This is a genomic window from Bacillus spongiae (genome assembly GCF_037120725.1).
Classification (GTDB): domain Bacteria; phylum Bacillota; class Bacilli; order Bacillales; family Bacillaceae_K; genus Bacillus_CI; species Bacillus_CI spongiae.
The window spans coordinates 93,052-113,692 of the sequence record NZ_JBBAXC010000006.1 but is presented as its reverse complement, the minus strand read 5'-3'; the positions used below and the strand labels follow the sequence as shown (position 1 = coordinate 113,692).

The 20,641-nt window shown below is 36.1% G+C and carries 20 protein-coding genes; 1 reads left to right on the top strand and 19 read right to left on the bottom strand.

Annotation, left to right across the window (positions count from 1 at the left end; all coding sequences use genetic code 11):
• Positions 1 to 150 precede the first annotated feature (150 nt).
• The gene (locus tag WAK64_RS09080; RefSeq protein ID WP_336586647.1) at positions 151 to 1,023 is read left to right on the top strand and encodes a YitT family protein; all 873 of its coding nucleotides are present in this window, start codon (positions 151 to 153) and stop codon (positions 1,021 to 1,023) included.
• Positions 1,024 to 1,566: 543 nt separating this feature from the next.
• Here the strand turns inward: WAK64_RS09080 and WAK64_RS09075 are convergent.
• From WAK64_RS09075 to aroC, 19 genes are all read right to left on the bottom strand, one after another.
• Positions 1,567 to 2,574 carry a ClyA family alpha-helical pore-forming toxin gene (locus WAK64_RS09075; RefSeq protein ID WP_336586646.1) on the bottom strand — a complete coding sequence of 336 codons (1,008 nt, stop codon included), beginning with the start codon at positions 2,572 to 2,574 and terminating at the stop codon, positions 1,567 to 1,569.
• Between the two features lie 106 nt (positions 2,575 to 2,680).
• Positions 2,681 to 3,856, bottom strand: coding sequence for a ClyA family alpha-helical pore-forming toxin (locus tag WAK64_RS09070; RefSeq protein ID WP_336586645.1), 1,176 nt, complete (start codon positions 3,854 to 3,856; stop codon positions 2,681 to 2,683).
• Between the two features lie 20 nt (positions 3,857 to 3,876).
• Complete coding sequence (locus WAK64_RS09065; RefSeq protein WP_336586644.1) at positions 3,877 to 5,052, bottom strand: HBL/NHE enterotoxin family protein; 1,176 nt, start codon at positions 5,050 to 5,052, stop codon at positions 3,877 to 3,879.
• Positions 5,053 to 5,919: 867 nt separating this feature from the next.
• Positions 5,920 to 6,594, bottom strand: coding sequence for a zinc metallopeptidase (locus tag WAK64_RS09060; RefSeq protein ID WP_336586643.1), 675 nt, complete (start codon positions 6,592 to 6,594; stop codon positions 5,920 to 5,922).
• A 57-nt stretch (positions 6,595 to 6,651) separates the two neighbouring features.
• Entirely contained in the window at positions 6,652 to 7,440 is a 789-nt protein-coding gene (gene ypjB / locus WAK64_RS09055; RefSeq protein WP_336586642.1) for a sporulation protein YpjB, read from the bottom strand.
• Between the two features lie 62 nt (positions 7,441 to 7,502).
• Positions 7,503 to 8,105, bottom strand: coding sequence for a lipoprotein heptaprenylglyceryl N-acetyltransferase LhaT (lhaT, locus tag WAK64_RS09050; protein WP_336586641.1), 603 nt, complete (start codon positions 8,103 to 8,105; stop codon positions 7,503 to 7,505).
• 53 nt (positions 8,106 to 8,158) lie between these two features.
• On the bottom strand, positions 8,159 to 8,932 hold the full coding sequence (locus tag WAK64_RS09045) for a menaquinol-cytochrome c reductase cytochrome b/c subunit (protein WP_336586640.1): 774 nt from the start codon (positions 8,930 to 8,932) through the stop codon (positions 8,159 to 8,161).
• Between the two features lie 57 nt (positions 8,933 to 8,989).
• A complete protein-coding gene (gene qcrB / locus WAK64_RS09040; RefSeq protein WP_336586639.1) occupies positions 8,990 to 9,664 on the bottom strand; it encodes a menaquinol-cytochrome c reductase cytochrome b subunit in 675 nt (224 codons plus the stop codon).
• A 14-nt stretch (positions 9,665 to 9,678) separates the two neighbouring features.
• The gene (locus tag WAK64_RS09035) at positions 9,679 to 10,182 is read right to left on the bottom strand and encodes a QcrA and Rieske domain-containing protein (protein WP_336586638.1); all 504 of its coding nucleotides are present in this window, start codon (positions 10,180 to 10,182) and stop codon (positions 9,679 to 9,681) included.
• Positions 10,183 to 10,330: 148 nt separating this feature from the next.
• Entirely contained in the window at positions 10,331 to 10,795 is a 465-nt protein-coding gene (locus WAK64_RS09030; RefSeq protein ID WP_336586637.1) for a YpiF family protein, read from the bottom strand.
• 562 nt (positions 10,796 to 11,357) lie between these two features.
• A complete protein-coding gene (locus WAK64_RS09025) occupies positions 11,358 to 11,900 on the bottom strand; it encodes a ReoY family proteolytic degradation factor (RefSeq protein WP_336586636.1) in 543 nt (180 codons plus the stop codon).
• 28 nt (positions 11,901 to 11,928) lie between these two features.
• A complete protein-coding gene (locus tag WAK64_RS09020) occupies positions 11,929 to 13,200 on the bottom strand; it encodes a tetratricopeptide repeat protein (RefSeq protein WP_336586635.1) in 1,272 nt (423 codons plus the stop codon).
• A gap of 27 nt (positions 13,201 to 13,227) precedes the next feature.
• The gene (locus WAK64_RS09015) at positions 13,228 to 14,124 is read right to left on the bottom strand and encodes an amidohydrolase family protein (RefSeq protein WP_336586634.1); all 897 of its coding nucleotides are present in this window, start codon (positions 14,122 to 14,124) and stop codon (positions 13,228 to 13,230) included.
• Between the two features lie 223 nt (positions 14,125 to 14,347).
• Positions 14,348 to 15,637, bottom strand: coding sequence for a 3-phosphoshikimate 1-carboxyvinyltransferase (gene aroA, locus WAK64_RS09010; RefSeq protein ID WP_336586633.1), 1,290 nt, complete (start codon positions 15,635 to 15,637; stop codon positions 14,348 to 14,350).
• 10 nt (positions 15,638 to 15,647) lie between these two features.
• Positions 15,648 to 16,748 carry a prephenate dehydrogenase gene (locus WAK64_RS09005; protein ID WP_336586632.1) on the bottom strand — a complete coding sequence of 367 codons (1,101 nt, stop codon included), beginning with the start codon at positions 16,746 to 16,748 and terminating at the stop codon, positions 15,648 to 15,650.
• Entirely contained in the window at positions 16,745 to 17,848 is a 1,104-nt protein-coding gene (gene hisC, locus WAK64_RS09000; protein ID WP_336586631.1) for a histidinol-phosphate transaminase, read from the bottom strand. The genes WAK64_RS09005 and hisC overlap by 4 nt, the downstream gene beginning before the upstream one ends.
• A 130-nt stretch (positions 17,849 to 17,978) precedes the next feature.
• Positions 17,979 to 18,353: a chorismate mutase gene (gene aroH / locus WAK64_RS08995; protein WP_336586630.1), complete on the bottom strand. Its 375-nt coding sequence runs from the start codon at positions 18,351 to 18,353 to the stop codon at positions 17,979 to 17,981.
• A gap of 1 nt (position 18,354) precedes the next feature.
• Positions 18,355 to 19,443, bottom strand: coding sequence for a 3-dehydroquinate synthase (gene aroB, locus WAK64_RS08990; RefSeq protein ID WP_336586629.1), 1,089 nt, complete (start codon positions 19,441 to 19,443; stop codon positions 18,355 to 18,357).
• A 3-nt stretch (positions 19,444 to 19,446) separates the two neighbouring features.
• A complete protein-coding gene (aroC, locus tag WAK64_RS08985) occupies positions 19,447 to 20,610 on the bottom strand; it encodes a chorismate synthase (protein WP_336586628.1) in 1,164 nt (387 codons plus the stop codon).
• Positions 20,611 to 20,641: the final 31 nt, after the last annotated feature.

Sequence of the window (20,641 nt, the reverse complement as noted above, 5' to 3'; positions counted from 1 at the left end):
TCCTTCACCTATCCATTCATCCATGTTAGCTAAAAGGATTGTTTTTGACAAATGATAATGATTGAATTATTGAAAGTGATTGCTTGTTGAGAATACTTCCTTTATAATGTGTCTGTTATTCAAATAGTTTGACATAAAGGAGGAAAACGTATGCTATTTGGACTTCGAATAAAAAATATTCTCTATATATTATTAGGGTCCGCTATTTTCAGCTTTGGAATCGTCCATTTTAATATGCAAAATAATCTAGCAGAAGGCGGATTTACTGGTATCACGCTCTTATTATATTTTACACTACAACTTAACCCTTCTTATACGAATTTACTTTTGAACATTCCTTTATTTTTAATCGGGTGGAAATTTCTCGGAAAAAACGCCTTCCTTTATACAATTATTGGAACCGTTGGTGTTTCTATTTTCTTAGAAATATTCCAGCGCAATGAAATTATCATCGGACTTGATGGTGACTTATTTCTTGCTGCCCTCTTCGCCGGAATTTTTATTGGAATTGGACTTGGCATTATCTTTCGCTTCGGTGGCACTACAGGAGGGGTCGACATTATTGCGAGACTGGCCCATAAATATGTAGGCTGGAGTATGGGAAAGACTATGTTTTTATTTGATGCAGTGGTCATTACCGTTTCTCTCATTGCCTATTTAGAAGCTCGAGAAGCGATGTACACACTCGTAGCAGTATTTGTTGGTGCAAGAGTCATTGATTTTATGCAAGAAGGAGCATATGCTGCCAGAGGAGCGATGATCATTTCCGATCATCACAATGAAATATCAGCAAAGATTTTAGAAAAAATGGATCGTGGTGTAACCGTTCTTAAAGGACACGGTTCATTTACAAAAGTTGATCGCGAAGTCCTTTATTGTGTCGTTGGGAAAAATGAAATTGTTCGACTGAAAAACATTATTACATCTGTCGACCCCCATGCATTCGTATCAGTCACCGTTGTACATGATGTGCTTGGTGAGGGCTTTACGCTTGACCAAAACAAAAATCCGATAGAACAATAAAGGAAGAGACAAGTAAAACAAAGCCCCTGTCAAAGAAGAATCTATTGTATGGAACATGTGACATCTAAGTACAGGAGTCAGCTTTTACTCTTCTTTTATATCATCGTAGTCTACTTATCTCGTGTCTTCCTTATGCTATTAAGTACACCTATGATCAAAGTGGCTAGAGATGATTAACCATTTCAATTCTCTTCGAATGAATTTCAACATTTTTTATGATGCACATATGGATAAGCTAAAAATCCTCCTACTATTTAAAAGTAGGAGGATTTTCTGTAGGAGACAAGAGTTATCCCTTTATTGATTCAAACGCTGACCATAGGATGGGATCACAGACACAAGTTATGAATTTAGTCTAGTAAGTTAAAAATATCCGTTCTATCATAACGGTTTGCCAAAAAAATTGAATGGGAAGATTCTTGTCACCACTTGCTATAAGCTATGCTAACTTTTACATACTAACGATTCTTTTATACTTCTTTAACCTACTATGCTGCTAATACTTTTATAAAGAATTAGGAAGCAGATGATAATTGATTCGTTTTACTGATTGAGAAGAGCTTCCGCATAGGCTTTGACTCCCTCCCAATCTTGTTTAGCTGTGTTTATATCAGGAATAACAAATACCGACAAGTTCACATCGACATCATTAACATGGTCCATTAAGACGGCCATCTTGCTACTCATTGTTGACCATTGATTTGACATATCTGTTAGCGAGCTAATAACGTTATCAATTGTTGATGAGAAATTCCCCACTTGTTTGTTTAAGGTCTTTAGCACTTCTATTTCAGCTTTCACATCGGAAAGGATAGCTTGTTTGTCTTTTAATCTAGCTTGTTTTTCTCTAAGATTTTTTTCGGCAATGATAATAGCTGGTATGCCAAAGATGCCCCCTATTGCACCGATTGCAATAATAATTTTATCTTCTTCAATCCCTTTTTTTAAGGAACTTATCTCTTTTTCTAAGCTTGAAATATAAGATTGTTCCCCCTCTAACTGGGCAATCAGTTCATCAGAGTCATTTTGGAAAGCACGAACATCCTTTGAAAGGTCACTTCTGTATGTCTGGAATGTTGAAATAATTGTATTTACCTTATGCTGATTTTCTTCTATTTCCGATTGTAATTGTAGTAGAGTAGATGTTAATGATTCACGTTCGTTATTTTGAGCAAACTCCACCATATTATTGTAATGGTTCATAAAAATGTCATGATATTGGATGATGATTTTATTTGTACCTATTACTTCATTTCTTAATGAATCTTTCCAATAATTTGCATTATTTTGAGCATTTTGATTATGAACAATTAATTCATCTTTTAAATCTGAAATATTTAAACTTTGAATATTTCTTGAAAAGGACTCACCTTGTTCTGTGATAGTTTTTGCATATGAATCCATTCTATCTATATTTGATGATGTTTCTTCCATCGCTTTTTGCAATTGCTCTGTATTTAAATAACTAGTGGCAGCTTTCGTTAAAAATGGATGATAGAATGTCGTAATAAATAAACATACAGACAGTACATAAATCAGTTTTGTTTTCATATATAGTTCTCCTTTTAGGATGACCTAATAATAAAGAACCTTCACCTCTAGGAGAATTTACATGTTTGTTAGGTGAAGGAACAAGCACTAGTAACTTATTAAATCATTATTCAATTACATTTTCACTATAGTTTAAATCCTGATACAACGTTTCAGCATATTGTTTAATATCTGCCCAATCATCTTTAGCTGTATTCAACTGTGGGATAACAAAAATGCCTAAGTCTCCACTTGTATCTTCAACGGTATCTATGAGCGTATTATATTTGCTCCCTAATGTATTCCATTGATCAGATATATTTTGTAAAGAATCGATAGCGAGGTCAATCGTTTCAACAAAATAGTTCACTTGGTTATTCAATGTTTCAAGTACAACTACTTCTGTCTCTAATTGCGTCAAGGTACTAGTAGCCTCCTTTAATGCTTTTTGTTTATCTTCCAAATCATTTGAAGCAATGACAATGGCAGCCGTTGAACCGCCAACTACAGCCACTCCCGCTACCATCAATCCTCCTCCTAAATAAGGTGCAGTCGGGAATAGAATCACTCCCCCAGCAAACAATGCCACTCCAACAATCTCTCCAACAGCACCGCCTGCTATTATTCCAATATCCGTATTTATTGCATCATTGTAGGCACTAATTTGGTTTTTTAATTGTGGAATTAAGGCATTGTTCCCTGATAATTGGGAAGTAATTGCGTCAGAATCTGATCTAAATGATTGAACATCAGTAAATAATGCTTTCTTAAAATTGGTTAAATCGCTAATCAAGGCATCAACCTCCGCCTTGTTCTCCTCAATCTCAGAATGGAGTAATTCAAGCCCAAAATTTAATGTCTCCTTATCATTTGCCATCGCTAAAGAGACAAGGGTGTCGTAATAGTTTTGAAATTTTGTATTATACCCAATGATATTTTCATTCACTTGTATAAGGTTTGGTTTTAAAGTATCTAACCAGTAAGATGCATTATTCCTCGCTATAGTTTGGTGGTTCGATAAACTAGTAGTCAAATCACTGATGTCTAGAGATTCAATATTTTTAAAGAACAGATCTTGTTGTTTCAATATTGTAAGGGCATATGCATCCATTACAAGCGCATTTGATGCAGTATCGGTCATTGCTTGTTTTAAACCTTCTGGCCCTAGATAATTTTCAGTAATGGACTCTGTTGACATAGTCGTTTTTTGTTCCGTTGCTAAAACATTCACTGGGATAACGGTCGTTGCTAGTACAGCTGTAGCAATGGCTGAACTTATCATCATTTTCTTCGTTCTTTTCATGTTTCATTCCCCCTGTATATTTATTCAACATTCTCTACTACAACATTTGCCTCTTGAAGCTTTTCAGCTATACTCGATACATTTCCCCATGAATCTTTTGCCCGTGTTAATTGAGATTGAATAAATGAGCTGTCAATATTGATCCCTTGATGAATATCATTTGATAATTGAACAAATCCATTTTCAAGCTCTTGCCAACCTCGTTCAATATCTTCAAGGGCCATTATCGTTGCATCCATTGTTTCTACAAAGCTATCAACTTGTGATTTCACCATGGTCAATGTAGCCACTTCAGATTCAACCTCGGATAAATCAGACGCTACTTCCACTAGCTCTTCCTGCTTCTTAATTAAATCATCCGACGCATAGCCAATAACGACGACCCCTCCAACAGTCATATTTACACCGCCAATAATGGTGGCAATAGAACCTGCCTTTGATGCCCCTTCAGGAACAGCAACTAAAGCAAAAGCTCCCGCCGTAATCAACCCAATTCCTGCAATTGATGTTGCCGTACCAGTTACGATCAATTTCACATCCGTTTCAATATCTTGATTTATAGAATCTAGTAGTGATTCCAATTGACTAATTTTTCCCTCTTCTCCTTCTAATAATTTTTTTGCCTCATTTGCATCTGAGGAAAAGTTGGCATAATCAGTCTGCAATGATTCTTTAAAATACGTTAAACTTGAAACCATATTTTTCACTAAAGTGTGACGATCTGAAATGTCTTCTTGAAGAATGTTTAAACCGAATAATAAGTCCTCTTTGGCCGTTTTATCACTTGCTAATTCCCCAGCTAAACGATACAAGACGTCATAATAGTTTTGAAATTTGTTATTAAACCCGACGACATCTTGGTTTACTTGTATAACTTGAGGGTGTACCGTATCTAACCAATACGAAGCGTTTTCTTTAGCCCTATCAATGTGAGTTGATAATGTTGGTATTTGTTCCAGTTCTACTGTAGGCTGCTTTAATAAGCCGAGTGAATAAGATTGCAAGATAATCGATTGAGCACTCAAGTTATGTAAAAAAGTAGGTAGACTCGTTGCTTCAAGAGTGGCAGGTTCAACCGTTTGTTCCTGTACTGTTGTTTCTTTTGTTATTCCTTTAGTGGACCCAAATACATTGACTGGGACGATACTACTAGTTGCCACTATTGTGGCAAGTGTAGCTATTTTCACCTTTCTCATCCTATCCCTCCTAACATCTCAAAACTCTTTTTCTGTCCATAAACAAAAATGATTATTTATAAAAAATATCGGTTAAACGCGAACTATAATGAATTTTGTCACCTCCTTGCGAATAAAAATAACAAGGAAATATCTACATGACAAAGGATAAAAATGTAATTTATGTTTTTATTTTACTTATTTTCTTTTTTAGTCAAACATTAAGAATATACTTTTAATTAATAGGGTTAAAATAACGAAAATGTTATAATCTAAATAATATTTTTCTTATATTATATTCTTTTTTGATGATTATTTAGATTTACTCATTTACTATAGAAAATAAGCAAGTCTTTATTTTTCTGTAATAACATAGCGATAATCCCTATTAATTGGAAAATAGTTATTATGAAGAGAAATTATTTTATCCAAGTATTGAAAATTCTATTGAAATAATAAAAAAATATTTTTGTTAGTTAACGCTAACTATAAAATATAACTATTTCCCACTAAAAAATGTTAATAAATGGATTTTTATATGGCTGAATTTGTCTATACTTGTTTTCGTGTAAGCGTAAATGTAACTTCACATTATGCAAAGTTTTAGTAGAGAAGGTAAGACTAATTGACTAGATTATTATGGAGAGGATGTTCCCTATACAAATTAGGTACTATTTGCTAGTAATTAGAGGGTTCAATCGTTTTCACAGCTATATTAGAACAGAATGATGTGAATCAACTTTCATTTCTTTTAAATTAATGTAGTATATTCCTATCATCACTTCAGCCCCTTTTATTCTTAACAATAAAAAAACTGTACCTTCAATCGTTAGATTAAGTCTAACCATTTAGGTACAGTTCAATTTCTTTCATATTTTTCTCTTTACATTAATCTTCTTGCTGCATACCTGTAAAAAGAAGCACATATCGTAGTAACTCAATAAGAGCTACCGCTGCAGCTGCAACATACGTTAAAGCTGCAGCATTCAGTACTTTACGAGCATGATGTTCTTCTTCATTTCGAATTAAACCTAAACCAACCATTTCATTCATTGCTCGGCTAGAAGCATTAAACTCAACAGGTAACGTTATTAGTTGGAAAAGCACACCTGCTGCCATTAACAAAATTCCTAGCAGAAACATGTTGGTTAATGTAGTAAAAATACCTATCAAAATAAATACAAAGGAAAGGTTTGAGCTTATGTTAGCGATTGGAACGAGTGCATGTCTAAATCTAAGAAAAGCGTAGCTTTCTTGATCTTGAATAGCATGTCCTACCTCATGAGCAGCCACCGCTGCACCTGCTACAGAATGTCCTCGATAATTGTCTGGGGACAGAGCAACTGTTTTCGTAATAGGATTATAATGATCGCTTAAAAAGCCTCTACCTTCCACCACCTGTACGTTATTCAATCCATGATGATCTAGAATTCTTCTTGCAATTTCATTTCCTGTCATTCCTGAAGTTGTAGCAACACGTGAATATTTTTTAAACGTTCTTTTCACCTTCAACTGAGCCCAAATCGGAATGAGGGAAATTAAGATGAAATAAAGGATAAACATATTCTACCTCCAAAGTGATATCTTTATATAATATATTATATCCTTTAATAGGCATCGTCAATCTTTAAGCTTTTTATGGTGTTTCTCTACTTTTTCAGCCTTATATTTCCTGAAACCTACATACGAAAGTGTTCCCATTATGATACTTCCCGTTGTAATAATGACCCACCATAATGAAGGGTCAGCCTCATCCTCTGTCACATTATCAAATAGAACCTCTAAATCATTATGAAGTCCTTCTAATTCTGCCATTGCTTCAACACTTTCCATTACCTCGGTTCTTTCATCGTCAATGAAACTTATTTTTGCATCTAGTAATTGTACTTTTTCAACCTCAAGGTCAAGTTTTATACTTGGTTGTATAATACTATACTGAGACAAGAAATTATTAAGCCTTTCCTGATAAGCCTTTCTGTCACCTTCGATAGCAGCTGCCCTTACATCACTAAATGCACTCATAATTCTTCCTTCCATTTGTGTCCATAACGGTTCATACTCAGAAGCTATGGCGTCTACAGCAAGACGAAAACTTGTGACGTTTTTCAACCGCTCTTCAGAAGGTAATGAGGGTTCGTGTAAGGCTTGTTTAGCTTGCTCAGAAGATACTAATACAATTCTAAGCTCATCCATTGATAGTAAGTTTTGTTGGGCTGTTATCATTGAAAATTCATTTGAAAAAAAATCAAGTAAAGCTTGTGCCTCTTCATACCTTTCTGCTCTTGTCATCTCCAATACTCTGCCAGCAATATGATCTAACTCTGAAAGTGGAGACTCTTCTGCTAAACTAGGTAATGGAAACATAAAGAAACTCAAAACTATGAGTAGCGAAATCAAGAAATTCTTCATCTACGTCCCCCCTCAAACTACTATCAAATGTATGAGGAAGTGGACAAGATTAGACCACTATTCTATGAATGAAAAGGTAGTTTTAGACTGAAACGATTTCTTCTAACCCCTAGCCAATATGTTAAAACAATGGACGCAATGCTTAACCAAAAGGTAAAGTAGCCTATTTCTTGTATGTATAAATATAGACTCGAATAAACGGGGAATTGCATAAATACGTAATCGATTATGTCATTATGTAAGGTCCAAATACCTGCAACCATTAGGTGCCACCACTTTATGCGGTTAAAGGGAGCATATAGAAGTCCTTGTATCGCCATAGCACCGTGTGATGCTATTAGCATATAACCTTGCCAAGATAAATAGCCTGTAACCTGTAAAGTTAATATATTCATTACTACAGCCCATACACCATATTTAAACAATGTAATCATCGCTAAAGCTTCAATCAAACCCCAGTTTTTACCTAATAAAAATGCAATCAATACAAAACAAAAGAATAGGCTAGCAGTAGGACTGTCTGGGACAAAAGGAATAAAGTGAGGGCTGGTTCGTTCTAGTTGCGGAAGGTACCAGATGTATCCATAAATTGTACCTAAAATATTGATGATTAACAGTAGACTAATAAACCGTTTATCGCCTAAAATTGTATAAATTAAGTTCATTTTAATCACCTTGTAAAAAAGAGCCAGTAGCAATTACTGACTCTTTTAAGATCTTATTTTTTTGACATCTCAGAAATATATTGAGCAAGCTTCTCCAATTCTTCATCTGATCCTTGGAAGATACCAGCACTCATATTTCCTTGACCATTTACTGCAATATCTGCCACGTCTTCTGGCTCTAAATCAGTTCCTACTAATGCAGGTGCAGCTGCTCCACCTTCTAGGTTCCCACCGTGACAATTTATACAAGTTTGATCGGTATAAATTTGGTAACCTTCTGCTTCTTTATCAACTTCCACTTGGGCAACGATTTGACCTTGTTTCTTAGCTGCCTCCCAATCATGGTTCACGACAGATTCCCATGTTAAGAAAATCGTTGCCGCAATAGCTAATAACATAAATCCTGTCGCTAACGGACGCTTCGTTGGTTTACGATGTGGTCCACGATCTAAAAATGGAGCTAAAAGTAAAGCACCAAAAGCTAGTCCAGGAATTACAAATGCTCCAATTACGTTATATGGTCCTGAAGCAAATGGATATTTCAATAATTGATATAAGAATAAGAAATACCAGTCAGGTAATGGAATATATCCTGTGTCTGTTGGGTCCGCAATACGTTCCAGCGGTGATGGGTGAGCGACCGTTAAGCTCAGAAACCCGATTAAGAAAACTGCTCCAACCATCCATTCTCTTAACAAGAAGTTTGGCCAAAAAGCTTCTGTTTTACCAGGGTATTCAGAGTAATCTTTTGGAATATTCGGTTTTCGTTCTGATTGTGCTGGTACACGTGAGTCTCCAACAAATTTCATCCCTTTTCCGCGATGCATAGAGTCCCCCTCCTTCATTGAAAAGTTTATTCATTCAGTTATCGTTTCTCGTCCATTCTACAATGGTCCAGAGATACCTTGTTTACGGATCATTAGGAAATGGGCACCCATTAATCCTAGTAAAGCTGCAGGTAAGAAGAACACGTGAATCGCGAAGAAACGTGTTAGTGTTTGAGCACCAATAATGTCTGGATCTCCAGCTAATAACGTTTTCACGGCATCTCCAATAAACGGAGTCGCAGCTGCGATTTCAAGACCTACTTTCGTCGCAAATAGCGCTTTCATATCCCAAGGTAGTAAATATCCTGTAAAGCCTAATCCAAGCATGACAAAGAATATCAATACTCCTACTACCCAGTTTAATTCACGTGGCTTTTTATATGCGCCTTGGAAGAATACACGAAGTGTATGTAGGAACATCATGACGATAACCAAACTTGCTCCCCAGTGGTGCATACCACGGACAATTTGTCCAAATGCTACTTCATTTTGAAGATAGAATACGGATTGCCAAGCATTTTCAATGTCTGGCACATAGTACATTGTTAAAAACATTCCAGATAAAATTTGAATCACTGTTACAAAAAACGTTAATCCACCAAAACAGTAAACAAATGCAGAAAAATGATGTGCAGGGTTTACGTGCTCTGGCACTTCATGGTCAGCAATATCGCGCCATAAGGGCGTAATATCTAACCGCTCGTCAACCCAATCATAAATCTTATTAAGCATGTATTACGCCTCCTTTAGACAATATTGTTTGGTATTGGCTTACCTAAATATAAGTAGCCGTCACGCACTTCAGTTGGGTATACATCTAGCGGACCTAGCGGTGGAGTACCCTTAATGTTTTCGCCTGATTTCTCATATCTACCTAAATGGCAAGGACAAAAGAATTCATTCGGGTAATCTTTATCCCCCCAGTTAACTGTACAGCCTAAGTGTTTGCATATAGGAGACAGGGCAACTATATCGCCATTCTCCTGCTTGTAAACCCAAGCTGACTGTGTAACATCTGATGTATACCATGCATCTACTTGTTCATAAGTAAAGTCAACACGAACTGGTTCAGACGTTAAATCATCTACCTTTTGTGGAGTTGCTATAAAGTCTCCACCTTCTTTCGGTTTTAAAACTGGGTCCACAGCAAAACGGACCATCGGCATTAACATACCAGCAGCCATAAAACCACCTACACCAGTAAGTGTATAGTTTAGGAATTGACGTCTTGATACACGTTGTTTGCTCATCCTTCTTCCCCCCTCTATCGTAAGGTAAGTCCATCGGACATATTCGCACAAAATATAAAACTAGGACATACTCATGATATATCAATCTTAACACTAGGTCAATATAAGAGTCGTCAAATTCCGCAAGGAACTTCGAAAATGTTCGGATTTAACGGTTTTGCCATTTTTGAATAAAAATATTTAATAATTGCTTGACTTGATCCTCCATAATCGAACGTTTATATTGATCGTCCATATTATCAAGTGGAATCGCAGGTATCCAAATACATTCACCTTCTAGCTCGTTTTCATAAGACTTCCATACTTTATCACTCGTTACATAAAGTACATGCTTTAATGGAAGTGCCTTTAAGTGGCTCACAAAGGTTTGCAACATCTCCTTATTCGTCAATTTGTCGACTTCTTCCACATAGGTGAAATTAGGTAGTAGTAATAAACGTCCTTTGAATTGCCTTTCAAGCTGCTGAGTTAAAATGTTGATAAATTCCATTTGTGATGCATTGTTTTTCATTCCCTGGCCGAAAGTAATCGGGACAAGCGGGATAACCACTGTATCTATGTATTCCTGCTCATTTATGTATTGCTCAATATCTGCTACATTCCAATTCATCATTACACCTCATTCTCTATCTTTGCTTCCTATCTTTCCCTTTATTCATAATGATACAAAAAAAATTCTACGTCAAATCTTTTAATAATTTAAGATTGTGTCTTTCTCATGGTGGACCTTTCTCTAGAAGGTTACTAGTTTTATCTCATTAGGTTCGTCAATTTTCTATACATATATTTAATCATACCTCCGTTCATATACTTAAAATTTTTCTCCAACACTTTAGTTGAATGGCTTATCTCTTTTGAATTTTCCCAAAAACGATAAAATCGTTCTTTTTGCGAACAATCCGATTGTTCCCTTCCACTTCCTGAAATCATGAAAGCACATTACCCTCCATTATTGTTCAGGCACTTCGTTCATCATACAATCGTATTCATTCATTAAATAATGTTTTTACATTCCTTTCCCCTATTGATAAGTCGTTCCATAATAATGCCTACAATAATCTATTATACAGCTGCCTCTTCACAAACCATATTCTACCATAGAGAAAACTAAAGAACGACAAAAAGCTCTCCAAAGATATGGAGAGCAAAGAATTATTTATATTGACCTTACACTTTTAAGTATTCAACTTTTTCAATTTTGCCGTTAACTCTTTAAATTTACGTTCATCTTGACTGTCAAGTGCTTCATCAATGGCTTGGAGCAATTTTTCTCGATTGAAATCCTCCATTACCTTTTTTAAAAACTGCTCTGCTAGCAAACGATCCTTTTCATTCACTTTTAAATATTTTGGTAAGAATGGATTATCTTCTAATACAGCAGCATACTGATAAGCCTTTTGAGATGAACGAAAATTTAATTGAATATATATATCTTCCTCTCGGTTTAAACGAATATCATGAAAGGATTTTTCAGCATCAGTTGTCATGATATTCTCTTTATAAAATTTAAATGGTGCATCCTCTACACAATGAGTGGACATAATCATACCTCTTGGACAATAATGCGCTTCATGGACAAAGTGTACTTTCTCCATTAACTGATCGTGACTCATTAAGTAATTTAAAATCCAAACACATTCTCTTCGTTTTAATTGATAATGATTCAAAAACCATCGTATAAAATCTTTTTTCTCGTTGACAGATACAGGGGTGGCCACGTTCTTTCCCTCCTCTGCATAATTTTTTTTATATTTCATAAGGATCTTCTAATCGTTCTAATAATGACATAAATTCTTCGTTTGTAGGGTTTCTACGCTGCAAAGCTTGAAATATTTCCTTTGCCTCTAATTGTAATCCCTCTTCCAAAAGAAAATATCCGTATTCTTCTAAAAACTCATCATTATCTTTTAAGTCAATAAAGGCTTTCTTATATTGTTTTTTTGCCTCCGTAAACTGTTCTAATGCATAATAGGCTTTGGCTGAATCCCATAAAAACTGAGACACACTTTCTCCCTCTTGATTAACGAGTGCAACAATTTCTAACACCTCTTCATACTTTTCTTCTTTAAGTAAGAGTGAATTTAAAATTAGAGCTGCTTCAATATAATCAGGGTCTAGTGCTAATGCTTCTCTTAAATATGACTCGGCAAGGGTATTGTCGCCGGATTTTAATGCTAATTTCCCTCCAAAAAACAGTAAATCCTTCTGGAATGAATCTTGTTCCAAACCACGCTGAACGGTTTTCAATCCTTTTTCTAGCTGTTCTTCATGTTCATATGCTTTCGCTAAAATAAGATATATGGAGTGATATTCCTTGTCTAATTCCAATACCTTTTCTAATTGCTGAATTGCCCTCTCATATAAGCCCGCTTGAAAAGCAGTAAAGCCATATCCAAATAGTGTATTTATTTCCTCCTGTTGTACGACCGCTTTTTCATAGTGTGTTAATGCCTCTTCAAATGCACCACCTGCACTCAGCGACTCCGCCATTCGTTGATGAATGTTTATTCCTGCAAACTCTAGAATATTCCTTTTTAATAAAGATTCGTAGCTTCTTACGGACTCCAAGAATTTCCCTTGTTCTAAATATAATTCGCCTAGAGCAAAATCAATCACTGGCTCATCTTTATTCAAGCCTTTCGCTTCTAGTAATTTTCTTTCACTTACTTCATACAACCCTTGCATCTGATATAGGTCTGCCATTAATAATAGAGCTCTCGGATAAAACGGATCACCTTCTTTAATATGTCCAAGCTCATTTAATGCTTCCTCTTCTGAATCCATTTCAACTAGCGTCTCCGCTAACATCACTTTTAATTCACTTTCATTCGGATAGTTTGTTAATAATTGCTCCACTAATATTTTCGTTTCTTCCAAAAAGCCTAGTGAAAACAATTCTTCCGCTAAGTCAAATTTTTCTTCATCTGATTCGGCATTGCAGACTTGCTGAAAATACATTTGCGCCGCATTGAGATCCCCTTTATGAAGAGCCTCAATCATTTTTTGTCCAGTATTCATTAATGAAATTCCTTTCTATTCCTTCGGCTAAATAAAAAAGGCCGGTGTTTGAATGGTGATTTCCTCACCTATTGTTTCATCAAAATATGTTTGATCATATAATTTCACTACCTTTTCACGAAGTGATGTTAACAGTAGTCTATGATTATCATAATGAAACATAGGTTTATCTTCAACTTTTGTGTTTAGCTTCGGGTCATAAAGGTTATAACTTACTTCTCCACCAACTAAAAAATTCCCTCTTTTCGGATAAATACCAATCTTTTTTAAATTATCAATAGACAATACTTGATATTGAAAGAATGGTGTTGAAATAAAAGGGATTTTATCATTATTTAACGTATTTTGCCAATAAAGAGACATAGACTCATGACGATTTTTCTCGATTTCTTTGGTAAATTGGGGAACAAAAACAATGGGATAACTATAAAGCGCCTGTTTAACCCACGACCACTTTATTTGATCGATTTCTTCTTTAGAATTAATTTGAACCCTTATAATTGGTATTTTCCATTTTTTACATTTCCTTATAAATTCTAAAGTAATGAGACGTGCGGGACAGGTTAGACCTAGTACAAAATCAACGCAATTGTTCATCAATGATTTCCTAGCATTGCCAATAGTAGGTTCTAATTCAAATTGATACTTAAGCTCTAATAATTGTAAGACAGTCGTACAGCCTTTTTGTAAATAATGGTTTCGAGTGTACAATTCCTTTTCCGCTTTTGTACCAGTGATGGGGAAATGCCAATCAACCATCGTATGTGTTGGAGTTAATATAAATGGGGAAACATTCATCTTCATGTATCGATAATAAGAAAAATTTGTCTTAATAGCCTGAATTCTACCATTCTGAATGAGTAGTGAACCATTATACTCTCGTTCTTCTGTATACCACCGAGCATTGTGAATAATATAACTCACTAACTTCCACCCCTTAATACACCTTTTAAGACAAGGTATGAAAAAAGGTCGCCGTTCATACCTATTTGTAAAAAGGATGACCGTCACCAAAGAAGTGAAGACTATATAGAATATCTATAATAACTGTGCTCAATGAAAAACATAAAGAACTGAAAATAAGGCCATTAAAAGCTTACACCCCAATCTTTAGAAAGGGGTGTAAGCTTTTACAACCTCCATCTTATCAGTTCTGAATTGACGTTAAATCTGAAAAGAACTGTGGATAAGATATCGAAATTGCTTCTTCACCTGTCAAAATAACCTCACTGCTCGTAATTAGCGAAGCGATAGCTAGCATCATGCCTATACGATGATCTCCTCTCGAGGAAACTTCTCCACCGTACAAATCTGATTTCCCTGTAATGATCATACCATCCTCGGTCCCTTCTATACTGGCACCAAGTTTTGATAATTCTTCAACAACAGCATCAATTCGATTTGTTTCTTTAACCTTTAACTCTTGTGCATCTTTAATGATCGTTTTTCCTTCTGCTTGGGTTGCTAGCAAAGCAATGATAGGAATTTCATCAATTAAAGTAGGAATCATATCGCCCTCAATCGTGATTCCCTTTAAGGAAGAGGTTTTGATCGTTATATCACCAATCGGTTCAAAATCTGCTTCCACCCGTTCGGTAATCTTTAGGTCAGCTCCCATTTGTTCTAATACGTCAATAATGCCTGTCCTTGTTGGGTTAAGGCCCACATTCTTTAATGTAATTTCACTATTATTTGTAATCGCTCCAGCGACTAAAAAGAAAGCAGCGGAGGAAATATCCCCAGGAACTTGGACCGTTGTACCTTGAAATACTTGTTGACCTTTGATGGTTATACTGCGCTCAGAATCGTTCACACTTATTTCTCCACCGAACTTCTCAATCATTCTTTCTGTATGGTCACGACTTTTCATTGGTTCAATAACTTTCGTTTCCCCTTCTGCTTGCATACCTGCCAATAAAATTGCAGACTTTACTTGAGCACTGGCAACGGGCATTTCATATGTAATCCCTGATAAATCTCCACCTCTGATTGAAAGAGGAGTATATTCTCCATTATTCCGACCATCTAGCTTTGCATTCATCTTCTTCAAAGGGTTGACAACTCGTTTCATCGGTCGTTTCGCAATTGACTCATCACCGATCATCACCGAATGAAAAGGTCTTCCACTTAAGAGCCCCATTAATAGCCGAGTCGTCGTACCAGAGTTTCCTACATCTAAAATCTCCTCTGGTTCTGTAAGACCCTCTAACCCATTACCATTAACAATAATTGTCTCGTTTTCCTCTTTAATTTCCACTCCTAATTTTCTAAAGCAGGCGACCGTACTTAAGCAGTCTTGTCCCATTAAAAAATTATGAATGACCGTTTTACCTTGTGCTATCGCTCCAAACATTACGGCTCGATGAGAGATTGATTTATCTCCTGGGATCGTCACTGTTCCATTTAGTCCATTATTATTGTTAGTTAACTTATACATCCCATCACCCTCATATTAAATATAGATCGTACGCAGTACGTTTTTTAATACAATTATAGGCGTTCTTACGATCTTGCTCATTTTGAAAACTTATGACCAGAACCCCATAAATGTCTTCTCTTGCTTCAACAATTCTAATATTGGTTAAACTAATTCGTTCTTCCGCTAAATAACCAGTTATTTCAGAAATAACCCCTGGTATATCTGGAATATCTACATATAAATCATAGTATGAAGGTATCGCACCTTTAGAAGCTTGAGGAAGCTCATCCCGAAATTCTTTTGCACTTTTAAAAAAATCAAAGACAGACTCATTTTCATTGTTTTTAATTATATCAACTAAACGATTCATATCATTTTGCCATTTTTCTAATAACATTAATAATACATGCTTATTTTCAAAAGTAATTTCGCTCCACATATATGGATTTGAGGAAGCAATCCTTGTAATATCTCGAAACCCGCCAGCAGCAAACCTTTTTGCTAATGGATATTCAATTGATTCATTTGCTGCTTGACGTACGAGAGCGGCTGCAATTAGATGAGGAAAATGGCTAATGATACCTGTAACATAATCATGCTCTTTGGCAGAAGTGACGATTACATTTGCTTTTGTCCCTTTAAGCCATTTTTTAATTTTTTGAATCGCCACATCATTTCCTTCATCTTCAACTAAAATATAAAAAGCATTTTCAAATAATAGTGTTTTCGCAGCTGTTACCCCACTTTTATGGGACCCTGCCATAGGATGGCCACCGATAAACGTAAAGCCCTGCTCCTTTAAAGCGGTTGATGCCTTCATAATTTCCGTTTTGGTACTTCCGGTATCTGTTATAAGAACATCTCGCTTTAATGGTAATTGGCTCAGGGACTGTATAATTTTTTTTGTTTGAAAAACCGGTGTAGACAGTATGATGAAATCCGCTTCAATAGCACCTGCTTCAATTGAAGAAGTACTCTCATCAATTATGCCGAGAGCTTTAGCTAAATTCACATCATTTTCTTTAATATCATAACCGATTATTCGACAGTCAGGGTATGTTTGTTTTATATTTTTCCCAAGTGAACCACCAATCAACCCTAGACCGATGATAAATACTGTTTCTTTCATATTTCACCTCTTTTAGACTTATCCAAAAACTCCTTTAAAGAAGTGATAACTTTTTGATTTGTTTCTTTTGTTCCAATTGTAATTCGAATACAAGTTGGAAATCCAAGTGTTACTCCCGAACGGACGATAAACCCTTTCTCTAACAAATATTTAAATGCTAGGTCACCGTCTACCTTAACATCAATTAACACAAAATTCGCTTGAGTAGCATACCAATCAAGATCCTCTTCTTTACAAAATGTTTCAAAAAGAAGTTTGCCTTCCTCATTATCTTTTCGACATTGTTCAATAAATGCTTGATCTTCTAACGCTATGCACGCAGCTCCCTGTCCAAGAAAGTTATTATTAAATGGTTCTCGTAATGGCTCAATTTTTTGAATCACTTCTGTAGAACCCATTCCATAGCCTACTCTAAAAGAAGCAAGTCCGTATATTTTAGAAAATGTTCTCAAGACAAGTAAATTTGGATATTTTTTCATTAGTTCAAGAGCGTCATAATAATCAGAAGCAGTAACATACTCATAATACGCCTCATCTAATACAACTAAAACATCGTTAGGAACTTGATCAAGAAATGCTGTGATGGCATTTTCATTAATATAAAGACCTGTTGGATTATTTGGACTACATAACCAGACAATGGCCGTTTTTTCGTCTATTTGATGCAGCATTCCCTCTAGGTCATGTGCTCCTTTCATCAACGGTACCTCTCTAATTTCAGCTCCTTCAATCACAGCATTGTGCTTATATTGTGGAAAAGTAGGTGTCGCCATAACTGTGTTTACATTAGGACTTAATAAAGCACGCGCTATGATTCTAATTACCTCATCAGAGCCATTTCCAAAAAGTAATTGAGACTCATTAACCTTTAAAAAAGAGGCCAGTTTATTACGTAATTTAGTTGCGTATCCATCAGGATAGATTTCTGTCGAAAAGCCTGTTTCTTGCATATATTTTTTTACAGCTGGAGAGGCCCCATAAGGATTCTCATTGGAAGCCAATTTAATAATTTTCTCTAGCCCTAATTCGTTCTTCACTTCATCAACTGATTTTCCCGGTTGATAAGCTTTTAAATTTTCTATTTCTGCTTTCCACTTCACGAGTTTACACCCCGCACTTTCATTTGTTAACTTTCTTTTGGTGTGAAATGCTTTTATCATTCGTATTTAGCCGCAATCCTATTAACCCCATATAGATCATCTTTTTCTGACAACAACAAGTTTGAGCCTTCTATGACATGTTTGACAAATCTGGTCTTAGCTTTTTGGCATTTCGACTGTATATATGAACGATATCTTTTTGAGGAAGCTCACGATCAACATTCACATGAATCATGATTCGAATACATTTTTCCAAACTGTTTGGGACCGGTATTTCCTGCATACACATTACAGGCACTAAGTTCCATCCAGTAAAATTTCTTAGTGCTTTTGCTGGAAAAGTAGATGTTAAGTCCTCTGTGACAGAGATAAACACTGATGCAACATCATCTGCCTGAATTTGATTCGCTTCAATCATTTTTGTAAGCAAAGAAGTTGTTTCTTCTATAATTTCTAATTCCTTGTCGTACTCTACTGTTGTAGCACCACGTACTCCTCTAATCATTTTATTCTCCACTCTCCTGCACTTTCGTTTTAAGGAATTGAAAGGCTTCCTCTAATTTATTTGTATGAACTTCCTCGATTATTGGAGAACCAATTTCTTTTAATAAAACAAATTTAGGGTGCCCTTTTTCAGCTTTTTTATCTAACTTCATCGTCTCCAATAATGACTCAAATGAATAAGGAGGTATTTTTAAACTGTATCCTAGTTGATGAATCCATTTCAAAAATCCTGAGAAGTCAAACACTAAGTTACCTTGCATTTGACTAAGCCTAAGAGCATAAACCATGCCAATCATTACAGCCTCACCATGGGAAAACGTTTTGTAATTGCCGTGCTTTTCTAATGCGTGGCCAAAAGTATGACCAAAATTAAGAAATGCTCGAATATTATTTTCTCGTTCATCTTGGGAAACAATAGTGTTTTTTATTTGGATCCCCTTATATAATATTTCTTCTAGGAATTCACCAGAAAACTCTGATAAATTTCTTTTAGATAAAAGTTGATTATAAAAGGTGGAGTCCGCAATTAGACTATGCTTAATCACCTCAGAAAGTCCTGATTTTATCTCTTTTTCAGGGAGTGATGTTAAGAAGTCTAAGTCATATATTACGGCTTCCGGTTGGTAAAATTGTCCAACCATATTTTTTCCTAAAGGATGGTTAATAGCGACTTTTCCACCCACTGCACTGTCGTGAGCAAGAATCGTTGAAGGGACTTGGATAAACGCAATCCCACGCATATAGGTCGAGGCTACGAACCCAGCCATATCCCCAATCGCTCCTCCACCTAATGCTACAACAACTGCTTTCCGGTCAACCTTCTTTTTAAGTGCTACGGATATGGTCTCTTCATAAACAGAAAAAGATTTTGCTTGTTCACCAGAAGGAACCTTACAAATATGGGTTGGTATGTTTGTAGGAAGATGTCTAAGAACCGTTTCTCCATGGAGGTGAAAGACCACCTCGTCCGCTACAAGTAAAATAGACGAATATGCTCCCTTATTAAGTATATGTGACAAAGAAGCAATCGCACCATATCCTAAATAAACCGGATAACTTTTTGAAGGCGTTTGAATAATGAGCTCCTTCAATGATTAAAACTCCTTCACTGTTTGTCGGTATTGTTCAATGGACTCTTTTAAATCACTATAACGATCCGCTGGAAATTGATCTAAAAGCTCTTTTGCTAACTCAAACGCCACAACATTTTCTGCCACAACACAGGCAGCGGGTACTGCACAGCTATCGCTTCGTTCAATACTTGCTGAAAACTCCTCTTTCGTTTCAATATCTACACTTTTAAGGGGTTTATATAATGTTGGGATTGGCTTCATCACTCCACGAACAACGATAGGCATACCTGATGTCATACCACCTTCAAACCCTCCAAGACGATTTGTCTTACGTACATAACCGTCCTCTTTATTCCAAGCGATTTCATCATGAACCTCACTGCCAGGTTTTCTTGCTGCTTCAAAACCGATTCCAAATTCTACTCCTTTGAAAGCATTAATACTCATGATTGCTGCTGCAATTTTCGCATCAAGTTTCCGATCATAATGAACATAACTACCTACACCGACAGGCATCCCTTCGACAATCACTTCAACAACACCACCGATAGAATCTCCTGCTTCCTTTGCATTATCAATGGCTTTCATCATTGTCTTTTCTGCCAACTCATCAAGAGTACGGACAGGCGAGGCTTCAGAAATGGATTGAATCTCTTCAATCGATTGGGTAGTTCGTTCTTTTGCTTTCACTCCCCCAATTTCAGTAACATGACCTGCAATATGAATACCTAGTCCAGCCAATAGCTTTTTAGCAACAGCACCGACAGCGACCCTAACAGTCGTTTCGCGAGCTGAAGATCGCTCTAGAACATTTCTCATATCACGATGACCATATTTAATGCCGCCATTTAAATCGGCATGACCAGGACGAGGTCTGCTAACAGTTCGTTTTATCTCAGCATCATCTGTTGGTTCAATTCCCATTATTTTCGTCCAATGCTTCCAATCTCGGTTCTCGACAACAAGGCCTACTGGAGACCCTAATGTTTGGCCATGACGAACTCCTCCAACTATTTGTACAGTGTCCTTCTCAATTTGCATTCTTCTTCCACGACCATACCCTTTTTGCCGCCTTGATAATTCCTCATTTATGTCTTCAGCAAGTAATGGGATACCTGCTGGTAATCCTTCAATAATCGTTGTTAATTGGGGCCCATGGGATTCCCCTGATGTTAAATATCTCACAACACTTTCCTCCTTCAACTCGTTAAAGAGT

What these genes read in the sequence shown, in the direction of transcription:
- WAK64_RS09080 (WP_336586647.1), top strand. Translation starts at nt 151, where the DNA reads ATGCTATTTGGACTTCGAATAAAAAATATTCTCTATATATTATTAGGG.
- WAK64_RS09075 (WP_336586646.1), bottom strand. Translation starts at nt 2,574, where the DNA reads ATGAAAACAAAACTGATTTATGTACTGTCTGTATGTTTATTTATTACG.
- WAK64_RS09070 (WP_336586645.1), bottom strand. Translation starts at nt 3,856, where the DNA reads ATGAAAAGAACGAAGAAAATGATGATAAGTTCAGCCATTGCTACAGCT.
- WAK64_RS09065 (WP_336586644.1), bottom strand. Translation starts at nt 5,052, where the DNA reads ATGAGAAAGGTGAAAATAGCTACACTTGCCACAATAGTGGCAACTAGT.
- WAK64_RS09060 (WP_336586643.1), bottom strand. Translation starts at nt 6,594, where the DNA reads ATGTTTATCCTTTATTTCATCTTAATTTCCCTCATTCCGATTTGGGCT.
- ypjB (WP_336586642.1), bottom strand. Translation starts at nt 7,440, where the DNA reads ATGAAGAATTTCTTGATTTCGCTACTCATAGTTTTGAGTTTCTTTATG.
- lhaT (WP_336586641.1), bottom strand. Translation starts at nt 8,105, where the DNA reads ATGAACTTAATTTATACAATTTTAGGCGATAAACGGTTTATTAGTCTA.
- WAK64_RS09045 (WP_336586640.1), bottom strand. Translation starts at nt 8,932, where the DNA reads ATGCATCGCGGAAAAGGGATGAAATTTGTTGGAGACTCACGTGTACCA.
- qcrB (WP_336586639.1), bottom strand. Translation starts at nt 9,664, where the DNA reads ATGCTTAATAAGATTTATGATTGGGTTGACGAGCGGTTAGATATTACG.
- WAK64_RS09035 (WP_336586638.1), bottom strand. Translation starts at nt 10,182, where the DNA reads ATGAGCAAACAACGTGTATCAAGACGTCAATTCCTAAACTATACACTT.
- WAK64_RS09030 (WP_336586637.1), bottom strand. Translation starts at nt 10,795, where the DNA reads ATGATGAATTGGAATGTAGCAGATATTGAGCAATACATAAATGAGCAG.
- WAK64_RS09020 (WP_336586635.1), bottom strand. Translation starts at nt 13,200, where the DNA reads ATGAATACTGGACAAAAAATGATTGAGGCTCTTCATAAAGGGGATCTC.
- aroA (WP_336586633.1), bottom strand. Translation starts at nt 15,637, where the DNA reads ATGTATAAGTTAACTAACAATAATAATGGACTAAATGGAACAGTGACG.
- WAK64_RS09005 (WP_336586632.1), bottom strand. Translation starts at nt 16,748, where the DNA reads ATGAAAGAAACAGTATTTATCATCGGTCTAGGGTTGATTGGTGGTTCA.
- aroH (WP_336586630.1), bottom strand. Translation starts at nt 18,353, where the DNA reads ATGATTAGAGGAGTACGTGGTGCTACAACAGTAGAGTACGACAAGGAA.